This is a genomic window from Pseudoalteromonas sp. P1-7a, assembly GCF_001401855.1.
GTDB lineage: Bacteria > Pseudomonadota > Gammaproteobacteria > Enterobacterales > Alteromonadaceae > Pseudoalteromonas.
This window is the reverse complement of record NZ_LKDU01000006.1, coordinates 48,241-63,057: the sequence shown is the minus strand read 5'-3', so window position 1 is coordinate 63,057 and position 14,817 is coordinate 48,241. Positions and strand designations below refer to the sequence as shown.

14 protein-coding genes are annotated in these 14,817 nt (G+C 41.7%); 11 read left to right on the top strand and 3 right to left on the bottom strand.

The window, feature by feature from the left end; all coding sequences use genetic code 11:
• The first annotated feature begins 135 nt into the window (after nucleotides 1–135).
• From megL to AN389_RS06270, 4 genes are all read left to right on the top strand, one after another.
• Nucleotides 136–1,317: a methionine gamma-lyase gene (gene megL, locus AN389_RS06285; RefSeq protein ID WP_055019465.1), complete on the top strand. Its 1,182-nt coding sequence runs from the start codon at nucleotides 136–138 to the stop codon at nucleotides 1,315–1,317.
• A gap of 237 nt (nucleotides 1,318–1,554) precedes the next feature.
• Nucleotides 1,555–2,352, top strand: a complete 798-nt coding sequence (phhA, locus tag AN389_RS06280; protein WP_055016174.1) for a phenylalanine 4-monooxygenase — start codon at nucleotides 1,555–1,557, stop codon at nucleotides 2,350–2,352.
• A gap of 38 nt (nucleotides 2,353–2,390) precedes the next feature.
• Nucleotides 2,391–2,735, top strand: coding sequence for a 4a-hydroxytetrahydrobiopterin dehydratase (locus tag AN389_RS06275; protein WP_055016173.1), 345 nt, complete (start codon nucleotides 2,391–2,393; stop codon nucleotides 2,733–2,735).
• A 245-nt stretch (nucleotides 2,736–2,980) separates the two neighbouring features.
• Nucleotides 2,981–3,979, top strand: a complete 999-nt coding sequence (locus tag AN389_RS06270; RefSeq protein ID WP_055016172.1) for a DUF2971 domain-containing protein — start codon at nucleotides 2,981–2,983, stop codon at nucleotides 3,977–3,979.
• A 146-nt stretch (nucleotides 3,980–4,125) separates the two neighbouring features.
• Here AN389_RS06270 and dapD read toward each other — a convergent pair whose 3' ends face one another.
• From dapD to map, 3 genes are all read right to left on the bottom strand, one after another.
• Nucleotides 4,126–4,953, bottom strand: coding sequence for a 2,3,4,5-tetrahydropyridine-2,6-dicarboxylate N-succinyltransferase (gene dapD, locus AN389_RS06265; RefSeq protein ID WP_055016171.1), 828 nt, complete (start codon nucleotides 4,951–4,953; stop codon nucleotides 4,126–4,128).
• A gap of 9 nt (nucleotides 4,954–4,962) precedes the next feature.
• Nucleotides 4,963–7,581 carry a [protein-PII] uridylyltransferase gene (glnD, locus tag AN389_RS06260; RefSeq protein WP_055018257.1) on the bottom strand — a complete coding sequence of 873 codons (2,619 nt, stop codon included), beginning with the start codon at nucleotides 7,579–7,581 and terminating at the stop codon, nucleotides 4,963–4,965.
• A gap of 69 nt (nucleotides 7,582–7,650) precedes the next feature.
• Complete coding sequence (map, locus tag AN389_RS06255; RefSeq protein ID WP_268795581.1) at nucleotides 7,651–8,469, bottom strand: type I methionyl aminopeptidase; 819 nt, start codon at nucleotides 8,467–8,469, stop codon at nucleotides 7,651–7,653.
• A 238-nt stretch (nucleotides 8,470–8,707) separates the two neighbouring features.
• On the opposite strand from map, the gene rpsB reads away from it, so the two are divergent.
• The 7 genes from rpsB to ispC all read left to right on the top strand — a co-directional run bounded on the left by rpsB (nucleotide 8,708) and on the right by ispC (nucleotide 14,817).
• On the top strand, nucleotides 8,708–9,436 hold the full coding sequence (rpsB, locus tag AN389_RS06250; RefSeq protein ID WP_004586918.1) for a 30S ribosomal protein S2: 729 nt from the start codon (nucleotides 8,708–8,710) through the stop codon (nucleotides 9,434–9,436).
• A 98-nt stretch (nucleotides 9,437–9,534) separates the two neighbouring features.
• A complete protein-coding gene (tsf, locus tag AN389_RS06245) occupies nucleotides 9,535–10,386 on the top strand; it encodes a translation elongation factor Ts (RefSeq protein ID WP_055016169.1) in 852 nt (283 codons plus the stop codon).
• A gap of 159 nt (nucleotides 10,387–10,545) precedes the next feature.
• A complete protein-coding gene (gene pyrH, locus AN389_RS06240; protein ID WP_055016168.1) occupies nucleotides 10,546–11,295 on the top strand; it encodes a UMP kinase in 750 nt (249 codons plus the stop codon).
• A 13-nt stretch (nucleotides 11,296–11,308) separates the two neighbouring features.
• A complete protein-coding gene (frr, locus tag AN389_RS06235) occupies nucleotides 11,309–11,866 on the top strand; it encodes a ribosome recycling factor (RefSeq protein ID WP_055016167.1) in 558 nt (185 codons plus the stop codon).
• Nucleotides 11,867–11,947: 81 nt separating this feature from the next.
• Nucleotides 11,948–12,727, top strand: a complete 780-nt coding sequence (locus tag AN389_RS06230; protein ID WP_055016166.1) for an isoprenyl transferase — start codon at nucleotides 11,948–11,950, stop codon at nucleotides 12,725–12,727.
• A 21-nt stretch (nucleotides 12,728–12,748) separates the two neighbouring features.
• Nucleotides 12,749–13,615, top strand: coding sequence for a phosphatidate cytidylyltransferase (locus AN389_RS06225; RefSeq protein ID WP_055016165.1), 867 nt, complete (start codon nucleotides 12,749–12,751; stop codon nucleotides 13,613–13,615).
• A complete protein-coding gene (ispC, locus tag AN389_RS06220; protein ID WP_055019490.1) occupies nucleotides 13,612–14,817 on the top strand; it encodes a 1-deoxy-D-xylulose-5-phosphate reductoisomerase in 1,206 nt (401 codons plus the stop codon). The genes AN389_RS06225 and ispC overlap by 4 nt, the downstream gene beginning before the upstream one ends.

Sequence of the window (14,817 nt, the reverse complement as noted above, 5' to 3'; positions counted from 1 at the left end):
GCAATATTTGTGTACAAAACCGCGCTGAGCGGTTTTTGTACAAATAGCCGTCTGAGCATCCGGCATGCTTGTGATTTAAACTGCGGTGCGTTTTATTTATGTAATTGACACACATAATAAAAACGAGATCCCATAATGAGCAAGCATCATATTAATACCCAATGCATTCACGGCCCACAAAAAGCAAACGATCCGCACGGCGCACTCACGTCGCCTTTGTATCAAACCTCTACCTTTCATTTTGAAAACGCCGCACAAGGCGCTGCTCGTTTTGCAGGCGAAGAGCCAGGTTATATTTACACCCGCTTAGGTAACCCAACCACCACCGAACTTGAGCAAAAAGTAGCACAGTTAGAGGGCTGCGAAGCTGCAGCGGCGACGGCTACAGGTATGGGGGCTGTATCGGCATCGGTATTGAGCTTTTTATCGCAGGGCGATCACCTTGTTGCATCAAGTGCATTATACGGTTGTACGTTCGCGTTTTTTGCACATATGTTGCCGCGCTGGGGAATCGAAGTCACGTTTGTTGATATGACCTGCGAGGATGAACTCCGCGCTGCCATTAAACCTAATTCAAAAATGATATTTGTAGAAACGCCAATTAATCCCACTATGGCGGTTATTGATTTGGCACTGATTGGCGCAGTTGCAAAAGAGCACAATTTAATAAGTGTGGTCGACAACACCTTTTTAACGCCGCTGCTGCAATCACCTAAGCAATATGGGATAGATATTATTATGCACAGCGCTACCAAATACTTAAACGGCCATGGTGATGTAGTAGCCGGGCTTGTGTGCGGAACGCAAGAGCACATTACCTTAATAAAAATGACGGTACTTAAAGATATTGGTGCCACCATAAGCCCGCACGACGCTTGGCTAATAAACCGCGGCTTAAAAACCTTAGCCATACGCATGGAGCGTCACTGCCAAAGCGCGCAAACGGTTGCCGAATATTTAGAGGCGCATCCACAGGTTAATATTGTTTATTACCCCGGGCTTAAATCGCATCCTGGTAACAAATACATAGGCAATCAAATGAAAGCTGCAGGTGGCGTTATTGCATTTGAAATTAAAGGCACCCTTGCTCAGGGAGCGCAGTTTATTGATAGCATGAAGCTTTGCACGCTTGCTGTAAGTTTAGGTGATGCTGAAACGCTTATTCAGCACCCGGCATCAATGACTCACTCGCCTTATACACCCGAGGAGCGAGCAGCCGCAGGCATAAGTGATGGCTTAATAAGGCTCTCAGTAGGGCTTGAAGATGTTAACGACATTATTAGTGATTTAAACCAAGCTTTTACCAAAATTGGTTAAGTGTATTTAATTGTATACGGTGCATTTGGCTTTTAAGGCCTTTATAAATGGAGGTGTTTACTATTCGTTCCTTTGGTGTAATTTTAAATTTACATTTTAGGTGATCGTGCCAAATGTCGATATACGCTTAACTATTAAACTTTTCTTCACTTTTGCATAGTATGGCTGCATTAGATATTCACTCATCTTGAGTATCACACTGACACACATTTAGGGCTTAACCCCAAGAAGGTTATTATGGCTAAAGCAAGTAAGTACACCTCTAAAACACCTGATGAAAATGGTGTTATACATTGGAGCGAAGAAGAAAATAAAATTTGGTCTGAGCTTGTAGCACGCCAACTTGCGTGCATAGAAGGCAAAGCGTGCGATGAATATATGGAGGGGCTTAAAAAAATAAACCTACCTCTGGATCGTATACCGCAGTTAAGCGAACTTAACGAAGTGCTTCTTGCCTCTACTGGTTGGCAAGTAGCGCCTGTACCTGCGCTTATCGATTTTGACGAGTTTTTTAGGTTGTTGGCAAACAAACAATTTCCGGTAGCCACGTTTATTCGTAGCCGCGAAGAGTTTGACTACCTTCAAGAGCCAGATATTTTTCATGAAATATTTGGCCACTGCGCCATGCTAACCAACCCTGACTTTGCCGAATTTACACACAAATATGGCCAATTAGGGTACGCAGCGCAGAAAAAAGATCGCGTGTACCTTGCACGTATGTATTGGTTTACGGTTGAGTTTGGTTTAATGCAAACCGAAAACGGCCTGCGTATTTATGGCGGCGGTATTTTATCAAGCCCGGGTGAAACGCAATACGTGTATTCAGATACACCAGAGATAACGCCCATGAGCGTCATTGATGTGCTGCGTACGCCGTACCGCATTGATATTATGCAACCACAGTACTACACCATTAATTCGATTCATGATCTGTTTGATATATCGCAAATGGACATTATGTCTTTGGTTGAGCAAGCTAAAGCGCTTGGTTTGCACGACCCAAAATTTCCACCAAAAGAAAAATTAGCCAGTTAACTTTAATTTAAAAAGAAACGCTAAAGTAAGGATTTAAAATGTCTTCATTAAGTGAACAAAAATGCGAAGCTTGCCACGTAGATGCACCAAAAGTATCTGACGAAGAGCTTGCACAATTAATTACTAAAATTCCAGACTGGGTACCCGAGGTACGCGACGGCATCATGCAGCTAGAGCGTGTTTATAAGTTTAAAAACTTTAAGCAAGCTATGGCGTTTACTAACAAAGTAGGCGATATGGCAGAAGATGAAGGCCATCACCCTGGTTTATTAACCGAGTGGGGCAAAGTAACGGTTACATGGTGGAGCCATTCAATTAAAGGCCTACACAAAAACGACTTTATTTGCGCAGCTAAAACAGACGACGTTTTTAACGCGCTGTAATTAAAAGTTAATTGAGCAAATTAAAAGGCACTTATTTTTATAAGTGCTTTTTTATTGGTTTAATGGAAGTTTCTAGTTGTCAGCTATCAGTGACGAGCTGCTCGGCGTTAATTTTATCGCCGTAGGTTGGGTTGAGTGAAGCGAAACCCAACAGGGTTATAGTACTTTGTGTCATCTCAATTTTATTGTTTTGTATAAAAGAGTTAGACTCGGAGTTAATCTCGGGAATTTTTTAGGCTTTAAATATGGATTATGTTTATCACTACACTTCTGCAGATGGTTTAAAGGGAATTTTAGAGAGCAAAAGTTTATGGGCTACTAACGCAGAGTATCTAAATGATTTTAGAGAAATAAAGCAAGGAATTGATAGAATAAAATCACTCAGAGGGAGTTTGTCTGAGTTTTCACAAATCAAACTCGAAGAAATTTATGCCAAACACAAAAATATACCTTTAGATGTTACCCAAAAAGAAATGCGAAGTAAGGACGTGCATCTCGCAAATCATTTTTTAAATTTTCTATGGAATATAATTGATAATAATACCATTGATGAAATTTATACCACTTCATTTACAACTAAGCGTGATAGCCTAAACCACTGGCTAACTTACGGGTCAGAGCAAACTTCATATTGCATAAAGTTTAATAAAGAAAAGCTATTTGATGATGAGTACTTTAGGCAAAGAAAACTTTTGAGTGGCTATGATGATGTTGATTACCAACCAACTGAGGAAATGCTTCATTCTTTAATTGAAGAACACTATCTGCCTGAGGTTTTAAGTTATGTGTTAGATCCAAATTTAAGTGGAAATGACCTAAATGAAAAATGTGCTATTACTGCAATTGAAATTTTTAATGAAGCGATTTTTAAGATTGCTAGCATAAAAGATCAAGCGTTCGAATATGAAGAAGAGTATCGTTTTACTCTTTTTTACCCTGGTTTAGTCTCATTAAATGAAAATACTGAAAAGGGTTATTTTGATTTTATAGACTCCTCAAATATTGATTTTATAGAGCTTGAAAATGGAGTGAAAGAGTTTTTTCCTTTACGCTACAGAACCCTAAAGTCTGGCATTATAGCCCCATATAGAGCGATACCTTTTCCTAAAAATTCAATTGAAGAGATTATAGTTGGCCCATCAGAGAACAAAGACTTGGCTGTTAAAGGCTTGAGGTCTCTTTTGAGTTCATTAGATTACAATGTAAAAGTTTCTAGCACTGAAACTTCATTTAGAAGAATTTAAAAAGCGCTAATCCCATACGGACTTAGCGCTTTTCTATATACAATTAAAGTTTAGCTAAAGCAATAAGCTTTAATGTGTTGTTGGGTTTCGTTTCACTCAACCCAACCTACGTTTAACACAAATCAACTAAAAGCTTATCGCTTATTTTAATCATCAATTGAGCGTAGTAGGGCGTTGATGCCTACTTTTTCGCGTGTTTGTTGATCTACTTTTTTCACGATAATTGCTGCGTACAGGCTGTGGGTGCCATCTTTTGATGGGAGCGCGCCTGGCACAACTACAGCGCCTGCTGGTACGCGGCCGTAGTGAATTTCGCCGGTTTCACGGTCGTAAATACGGGTGCTTTGGCTGATATAAACGCCCATTGAAATTACAGCGCCTTCTTCTACGACTACGCCTTCAACAATTTCAGATCGTGCGCCAATAAAACAGTTGTCTTCAATGATGGTTGGGTTAGCTTGTAGTGGCTCTAACACGCCGCCTATGCCAACACCACCCGATAAATGTACGTTCTTACCTATTTGTGCACACGAGCCCACTGTGGCCCATGTATCAACCATGGTGCCTTCGTCTACAAATGCGCCAATGTTCACATACGATGGCATAAGTACCACATTTTTACCTACAAAGCTGCCTTTACGCGCTACCGCATTGGGTACTACGCGCATACCGCCTTGCTGAAATTGCTCCGGCGTGTAGTCGCTAAATTTAAGCGGTACTTTGTCGTAAAACTGATTTACGCCGTCGTTCATTGGTTGGTTATCGCGAATTCGAAACGACAGTAATACGGCTTTTTTAAGCCATTGGTGTACAACCCATTCGCCTGATATTTTTTCAGCAACGCGGGCAGCGCCGCTATCTAGTAGTTCTAGTGCATCGATAATAGCTTGTTTAACATCGCTAGACACGGTGCTTGGGCTAATGTTGTCGCGGTTGTCCCACGCGTTTTCTATCATCGTTTTTAAATCTGACATGGTGTGTCCTTATTCTGTTTCGGCGTTGAATTTTTTACGTAATGCCTGATGAATTTTGGCTTGCTCTTCATCAGTCAGCGCTTGGTATTCGTTATTTGATACGACAAAGAAATCCTCGGCACGTTCACCTACCGTTGTGATACGGGCAGCGTGAATGTGTAATAAATGCGCTTGGAAAACTTCGGCAATTTTGGTTAGTAAACCGGGTATATCTACAGCTTGAATTTCTATTAGGCTGCGATCTTTACGCGCGTGTGGGCGCAGTACAATTTTGGGTTTAATATTAAAGTCTTTAAATCGTTGCGAGCGATTCTTTTTAAAGCGTATTTTTTTACGTGGCTCGTTCAGTGCTTGCTCAAGCCCACGTTTAATTGACTGAGCACGGCTACTTGCAATAGGGTCGCCGCTCACTTCTAGTATTACAAAGTTAAATAGGGCGTAGCCATCTTTAGTTGTAAGCACCTGCGCGTGTTGTATTTGCGCTTTTTTAGAACCAATTACGCTAACTAAGCGAGCGAATAACGGCCCAGAGTAGGGGCTATAAGCAAACACTTGCGTGCCACCATGCATTGCTTTATCAGAAACAATGACACTGGGTAAGCTCAAGTCTGCGCATTTTAATAGGTGTTCACTTTGCCATGATATTTGCTGCTCGCTAAAGGCAGTAAAGTAATTGGCTTTAAAGCGGCTCCAAATTAAATCAATTTGGTTTTCTAGGTAGCCCAAATTAAGTAAGCGCTGTTTAGCTTGGTGTTTTTTATCGCGTATTTGGTCGCGTTGATCCATTGGGTTTTCAAGCCCTAGGCGCAATGCGCGCTGAGTATGCAGGTAGAGTTCGCGCAGTAACGTGTTTTTCCAATCATTCCATAAATTATCGTTGGTAGCGCGTATATCGGCAACGGTTAAACAATAGAGGTAGTCGAGCTGGCGCTCATTTTTTACCCGTGATGCAAAGTCTTTAATTACACCTGGGTCATTTATATCTTTACGTTGTGCTGTAACCGACATAAGTAAATGGTTACCAACGAGCCACGAAATAAGCTTGCCATCAGATGAGGGGAAACCATGCAGTTTAGAAAAAGCAATAGCATCAACCGATCCAAGCTCTGAATGATCACCCCCACGGCCTTTCGCAATATCATGAAAAATACCCGCTAAATAAAGCAGCTCGGGCTTATCCATACGGGTTACTATTTCACTGCAAATAGGAAACTCGCTCACTTTAGATTTATCAAAATATTGGTAAATATTATTGATTAATTTATGGGTGTGCTCATCTACCGTGTAGGCATGAAATAAATCAAACTGCATTTGCCCAAATATATTACGCCACTGTGGTAAATAAGCGGCCAACATGCCGTGCTTGTGCATGAGCGTAAATGCACGGCCCATGCCGTTTGGGTGTTTTACAATACGCATAAATGCTTCGCGACATGCCGCATAATCTTGTAAATCACCTAATAGGCGCCTGCGTACTTGCCTAATGGTACGAATAGTACTTGGATAAATATGCGTAATTTCGGGGTTGTCGGCAATATGCTCAAACAAAACAAACAGTTGATCGCGTCTAAAAAATACCGATGGGTTTTTAACCCTTATTTGGTGGCCAACACGTTCAAAGTCTTTGTCTAACTCTATTATCGGTGCTTCGCTGCTCTCTGGCATGATACTTTCTTCAAAGTAAGATAACAGCATTTGATTAAGCTCGCGTACGCGGCTCATTATTCTAAATAAGCGTTTCATCATACGCTCAACTGACGCTTTACCATCACTTCCAAACCCGAGTATTTCTGCGGCGTTGGGTTGATGGTCAAACAGTAAGCGGTTTTCTGAGCGCCCAGCGGCTAAATGCAATGCAAAGCGAATATTCCAAAGGTTTTCTAGGCACTCTGAAAGCTCCTGAAACTCTTCATGCGTTAAGTAGCCGTGGTTAATAAGCTCTTGTAAGGTTTCGGCTCTAAAGTGCTTTTTAGCAACCCAAATAATGGTTTGCAAGTCGCGCAGTCCACCTGGGTTTTCTTTAATGTTTGGCTCTAGGTTATACGCTGTGCCATGGCATTTTTTATGACGTAAGTTTTGCTCTTGTACTTTGGCCACAAAAAATTCGCCGGAGCGCCAAACGGGGGTCTCGATAATATGTGTTTTGAGTTTTTCAAACTCAATGTGGTTACCAAAAATAAGGCGACTTTCAAGCAAGCTGGTAGCAAAGGTAACGTCTTCACGCTTTTGCTCTATGGCTTGTTCAATGGTACGCACACTGTGACCTATCTCAAGGTTGAGATCCCAAAGCATGGTAACAAACTGGCCTATTTTTTCGCAGATTTGCTCGCTAGGCGGTTGCGTAACGAGCAATAAAAAGTCAATGTCGGAGTAGGGGTGTAACTCGCCACGCCCGTAACCGCCCACAGCAATAAGGGCTAGATCAGGTTCATGAGCTAAATCGTAAACATGAAACAGTTTAATTAGCAGGCGGTCTATAAACTCTGCCCGGGCATTAATTAAATTACCAACTGGTTGCTTAGAGAATTCGTTATGTAACCACTTATAAAAATAGCTAGAACAATCGCGATAATCGCTCAGCTGCTCAGCATCGCTAAGCAACTTTTTTACTTTGTTGGGTAATGCCACGTGGGCTGGCTCCTTATTGAACCTTTCACATATAACAAGCTGTACTTATCATATGCTGTGGTTTTGTTATTAGTGTTCGATAATCCTGTCGATAGTATCATCCGATCGCAGCGTTAAAATTTCAACACCATTTTCAGTCACTAATAAGGTATGTTCCCACTGTGCAGACAAACTACGGTCGCGTGTAACAACAGTCCACTCATCTTTTAAAAGTTTACACTGGCGCTTACCTGCGTTAACCATTGGCTCTATTGTTAAACACATACCCGCTTTAAGGGTTTCGCCTGTACCTGCTTTACCGTAGTGCATTACTTGTGGCTCTTCGTGGAATTCGCTACCTATACCGTGGCCGCAGTATTCACGTACAATAGAGTAATTAAAGCTCTCAGCGTATTTTTGGATTGCTTCACCAATATCGCCTAAACGCACACCAGGTTTTACCATTTTTATAGCAAGGTATAAGCTTTCTTGTGTTACTTGTGCAAGACGCTTACCTTGAATATTAGGTGTACCTACATGAAACATTTTAGAGGTATCGCCATGGTATCCATCTTTAATTACGGTGACATCAATGTTGACGCTATCGCCATCTTTTAACGGTTTGTCATTTGGAATGCCATGACAAATTACATGATTTACAGAGGTACATACCGACTTAGGAAAACCGTGGTAATTTAACGGCGCAGGGATAGCATCTTGCACATTTACAATATAATCATGACAAATTGTATTTAGCTCATCAGTAGTCACACCCGGCACTACATGTGGTTCAATCATTTCAAGTACGTCTGCCGCTAAACGCCCGGCTACACGCATTTTTTCAATTTCTTCAGGGGTCTTGATCACAGCGCTCATTGAGGCTCCAAAGTTGCATTTTTTAACATTTATCGTCGCACAAATTTTGCACGCGACGTTGAGTATTTAATTTTAATATGGTATAAAGCGCGCCGTCTTTTTACAAATAAATTCTTAAATGATTTTTTGTATTTAAGGCAAACACAATTTTATTTTAACACACACACGTATCGTCACATACACTTGGGTGCATTTGAAGTTTAAATACTTCGGTGTTGGTGCTATGGGATATGTGGAGGCCTAACCCTAAACTACATAGAGGATTTACAAAATGGCAAACGTTTCAATGCGCGATATGCTTCAAGCTGGTGTTCACTTTGGTCACCAAGCACGTTACTGGAACCCTAAGATGAAGCCTTTCATCTTCGGCGCACGTAACCGTGTACATATCATCAACCTTGAGCAAACAGTACCAATGTTCAACGACGCACTTAAGTTTTTATCAAGTGCTGCTGCAAACAAAGGTAAAGTTCTTTTCGTTGGTACTAAGCGCGCAGCAAGCGAAGCAGTTAAAGAAGCTGCTTTACAAAGCGACCAGTTCTTCGTTAACCACCGCTGGTTAGGTGGTATGTTAACTAACTGGAAAACAGTTCGTCAGTCAATCAAGCGTCTTAAAGACCTTGAAGCGCAAAGCCAAGACGGTACTTTCGAGAAGTTAACTAAGAAAGAAGCGTTAATGCTTACTCGCGAAATGGAAAAGCTTGAAAAGAGCCTTGGCGGTATCAAAAACATGGGTGGCCTTCCAGACGCTATCTTCGTTATCGATGCTGATCACGAGCACATTGCTATCCGTGAAGCTAACAACCTAGGTATTCCAGTTGTTGCAATCGTTGATACTAACTCTAACCCAGACGGTGTTGATTACATCGTACCTGGTAACGATGATGCTATCCGTGCAATCAACCTTTACACTAGCTCTGTTGCAGCTGCTATCACTGAAGGTCGTGAGAACAACATCGTTGCTCAAGCTGAGAAAGACGACTTTGTAGAAGCTGAGTAATTAGCTGTCATCAAGTCTTCATCTTTTTAAGGTGAAGACTTGCTATTCTTGTAGAGCGGTTTACCCGCTTATCTAATACCTGATTTGAGGATTTACTAATGGCTGTAACTACTGCCCTAGTTAAAGAATTACGCGAGCGTACTGGCGCTGGCATGATGGATTGTAAAAAAGCGTTAACTGAAACTGATGGCGACATCGAGTTAGCGATTGAAAACATGCGTAAGAGCGGTGCTGCAAAGGCTGCTAAAAAAGCAGGTAACATTGCTGCTGAAGGTACTATCATCATCAAGAAAAACGATGGTGTTGCAGTACTTGTAGAAGTTAACTGTCAAACTGACTTCGTAGCAAAAGACGAAAGCTTCTTAGCATTTGCTAACAAAGTTGCTGACGCTGCTATCGCTGAAACAATCACTATCGAAGACTTACAAGCTAAGTTTGAAGAAGACCGTGTTGAGCTAGTAACTAAGATTGGCGAAAACATCAACGTACGTCGCCTTCAGTACATCACGGGTGAAACACTTGTTGAATACCGTCACGGTGAGCGTATTGGTGTTGTTGTTGCAGGTGTTGCTGATGAAGAGACTCTTAAGCACATTGCAATGCACGTTGCTGCGTCAAACCCAGAGTACTTAACGCCTGAAGATGTACCTGCTGACGTTGTTGAAAAAGAAAAGCAAGTACAAATCGACATCGCGATGAACGAAGGTAAGCCTGCTGAAATCGCTGAAAAAATGGTTGTTGGCCGCATGAAGAAATTTACTGGTGAGGTTTCTCTTACTGGTCAAGCTTTCATCATGGAGCCTAAGAAATCTGTTGGCGAAATTCTTAAAGAGAAAAACGCAACAGTTACTAGCTTCGCACGTGTAGAAGTTGGTGAAGGTATCGAGAAGAAAGAAGAAGATTTTGCTGCTGAAGTTGCTGCTCAAATTGCAGCTGCTAAAGGCGAGTAAGATTAACTATTTGTGATGCATAAGGAAATTAGATGCCATTAAAGTACTATTTGCTTTTGCGTCACGCTTAGAAATTCTTTAAAATAACCGCGCTTTTATGTTTATCATAAGCGCGGTTATTTTTTACCCATAATTCAATAAAAAGTTGGCCCCAATACTATGACTATCAATCGTAAACCTATTTTTAGACGTGTTCTTCTTAAATTAAGTGGTGAAGCTTTAATGGGAGACGAAGGCTTCGGCATCGACCCTAAAGTATTAGATCGTATGGCTCAAGAGATTAAAGAGCTGGTAGAGCTTGACGTAGAAGTGGGTTTGGTTATCGGCGGTGGTAACTTTTTACGTGGTGGCTCGCTAGCTGAGGCTGGCATGAACCGCGTAGTGGGCGATCACATGGGTATGCTTGCAACGGTAATGAATGGCCTTGCAATGCGTGATGCGCTACACCGTGCATTTGTTAATTGTCGTTTAATGTCGGCAATTCCACTAAACGGCGTGTGTGACGCATATAACTGGGCCGAAGCAATTAGCTTATTGAAATCTGGCCGCGTTGTTATTTTTTCAGCAGGCACAGGTAACCCGTTCTTTACCACTGACTCTGCTGCGTGTTTACGCGGTATTGAAATTGAAGCCGACACGGTAATTAAAGCCACTAAGGTTGATGGCGTATTCAGTGATGATCCGGTTAAAAACCCAGATGCCACGCTTTATCGTCATTTAAGCTACAATGAAATTATTGATAAAGAACTAAAAGTAATGGATTTAGCGGCGTTTACACTCGCTCGCGATCATAATATGCCATTGAGCGTATTTAACATGAATAAATCAGGCGCGTTAAAACGCGTAATTATGGGTGAAGAAGAAGGCACGCTTATCTCTTCACAAGCCTCAGATGAAGTAATCAAATAATTAGGATTAAACCGTGATTAACGATATTCAAAAAGATGCGCAAGAGCGCATGCAAAAAAGTGTAGCAGCACTAGGTAGTCAATTATCAAAAATCCGTACGGGCCGTGCTCATCCGGCAATATTAGACGGTATCATGGTATCGTACTACGGTGCTGATACACCGCTTAACCAAGTGGCTAATGTAACAATCGAAGACTCTCGTACTCTGGCTATTGGCGTATTCGATAAGTCTTTAGCGCAAGCTGTAGAAAAAGCAATTATGGCGTCTGACTTAGGTTTAAACCCAATGTCTGCAGGTACAGTAATTCGCGTGCCACTTCCTCCGCTTACAGAAGAGCGTCGTAAAGATTTAATTAAAATTGTACGTGGCGAAGTAGAAAGCGGCCGTGTTGCTGTGCGTAATATTCGTCGTGATGCTAACGGCGATATTAAATCGTTATTAAAAGATAAAGAAATTTCTGAAGATGAAGCGCGTCAAGCAGAAGATACAATTCAAAAGCTTACAGATAAATTCATTAAAGAAATGGATACGCAGTTAACTGCTAAAGAAGCTGAGTTGATGGAAATCTAAGCAGCTAAATAACCTCAATGTAGGTTATGAAATATATTAGTTTTGAAACGCCGTCTAGGGTATACTAGGCGGCGTTTTTTTATGGAATACTCAATATTTATGGTTCTAGACGCTGACACAATTTCACAGCAATGCTTACCTAAACATGTTGCCATCATCATGGATGGTAACGGGCGTTGGGCACAAGCTAGAAATAGACCTCGTGTGTTCGGGCATAAAAAAGGCGTGGACGCAGTTCGTCAATCTGTTCAGTTTTGTACTAAATTAGGGATACAATCGTTAACCTTATTTGCTTTTAGTAGTGAAAACTGGCGCCGCCCCGAAGACGAAGTAAACACGTTAATGGAGCTTTTTTTGTTTGTTTTAACAAAGGAAGTCAAAAAGCTTCATAAAAATAATGTAAAACTGACCATTATTGGAGATTTATCACGATTCTCTGAAAGTTTACGTAGCAAAGTAAACGCTGCGCATGAGCTAACAGCAGATAACACCGGTTTGCATTTAAATGTAGCCGCTAATTATGGCGGTAGATGGGATATGGTAAATGCAGCAAAGCAACTTGCATTACAAGTTGAAAACGGACAACTCAAGGCTGAGGATGTTACAGAAGAGCGCATAGCACAGCATATGAGCATGGCAGACCAAGCCGAGCCGGATTTATTAATTCGCACGGGTGGTGATGTTCGTATTAGTAACTTTTTACTATGGCAAGCTGCATACGCGGAACTTTACTTTACCGACACTCTTTGGCCTGATTTTAACGAAGCCGCATTTGCAGAGGCCATTGCGTGCTACGTTGCCAGAGAAAGACGTTTTGGTTGTACGGGCGAACAAATAAAACAATTACTCGCTCAAACCTAAAATAGAATAAGGGTCACAATTTTGTTAAAACAACGAATTTTAACCTCGGTTGTATTAGCGCCGTTAGCGCTAGCCTTGGTTTTTTATACTCCACTAACTTTATTTAGTTATTTCGCCGGTATTATTGTTTTACTTGGCGCGTGGGAGTGGTCTGCATTTATGGGTCTGTGTGGAAAATTAAAGCGCGGCGCATTTGTTGTGTTAATCGCCGCCTTATTGGCGCTATTAAATTTACATTGGCCAATAGAGTCTTTGTGGCAAAACGGCCAGTTGGTTGGTGATGCTAATTACCTGTTTACGCTCTCGTTTGCATGGTGGATTGTGGCCAGTTATTTAATTTGGCGCTACCCAGCTATGGCTAAAGCATGGAACGAAGGCTTAGTAATGCGTGGTATTGCAGGGTTGCTTACCTTGGTTCCTCTGTGGCTAGCACTTAACACCTTACGCAGCGCCCAATACGCTGAATCAACGCATTTTGGCTCGGTACTGATTTTAGTTGTACTGGGTATTGTGTGGAGTGCCGATGTAGGGGCTTACTTTACAGGTAAAAGTTTTGGTAAGCACAAATTAATGCCAAAGGTAAGCCCAAACAAAACCATCGAAGGTCTAGCCGGCGGTGTGGTTGCATCAATTATATTTGTTTTAGCATTTTGCCACTTTACCGGTGTTGATTTTGCTGTATGGCCTATTTATGCCTTAATGACCGCATTTATTGCTTTATTTTCGGCTGTTGGTGACTTGCTCGAAAGTATGTTTAAACGTGAAGCAGGCCTAAAAGACAGCGGCCGCTGTTTACCTGGGCACGGCGGTATTTTAGACAGAATCGACAGCTTAACTGCTGCAGCACCTATGTTTGTAATGTGTTATGCATGGACCTTGAGTTTATGAGCCAACAGCAACAACTTGTTATTTTAGGCGCCACAGGTTCAATCGGTTTAAGTACATTAGACGTAGTCGCAAGAAATAAAACGTTATTTAACGTATTTGCTTTAACAGCAGGCAACAATGCAAAAAAAATGGCTGAACTGTGTATTGAGCATGAGCCGTTATATGCAGTTATGGCTACACAAAGCGCTGCAGAGCAACTATCGTCTTATTTAAATAATACGCCATGCCAAACCTTAGTAATGCATTCACAGCAGGCTATGAGCGATTTATGCGCCCACCCTGATGTAGATACCGTTATGTCGGCTATTGTGGGCGCTGCCGGTTTACTGCCTACACTTAGTGCTGTTGAGGCCGGTAAAAAAGTACTCCTGGCCAACAAAGAATCGTTGGTTATGTCAGGGCAATTGTTTATTGATAAGGTAAAACAGCACAAAGCCACATTGTTACCCATTGATAGCGAGCACAACGCTATTTTTCAGTGCTTACCTCACTCACTTCAAAACGCAAATGTTGATCAAAATTTACAAAAAAATGGCGTAAGCAAACTTTTACTTACCGGCTCCGGTGGTCCATTTTTAACGCGCGATATAAACACCTTAAAAGCGGTAACAGTAAGTGAAGCCGTCGCGCATCCAAATTGGTCTATGGGGCAAAAAATATCGGTAGATTCAGCCACCATGATGAACAAAGGGCTTGAATTTATTGAAGCTAAATGGCTGTTTAATTGTGACACCCGCGATATTGATGTGGTGATCCACCCGCAAAGTATTATTCATTCTATGGTGCAATACCATGATGGCTCTATTTTAGCGCAAATGGGTAACCCTGATATGCGCACGCCTATAGCGCATGCGCTTGCTTATCCTGAGCGGATAGATGCTGGCGTGAAGCCACTAAACTTTTCGGATCTTTGTGATTTTTCGTTTACTAAGCCCGACTTCGACCGTTATCCAAATTTACAACTCGCTATTAACGCGTGCAGTGCCGGGCAAGGTGCAACTACCACCGTTAACGCGGCAAACGAAATTGCTGTTGCGGCATTTTTAAAAGGTCAAATTGGCTTTACTGACATTTATAAAATTAATGCACAAACACTCGACGATGCGACATTTACGAACGTACAAAGTTTGGAAGAGATTTTAGAGTGTGACAAATTAGCCCGTGAACGTGCGGCAAAGCTAGTAACAAAAGTGATTCATTAA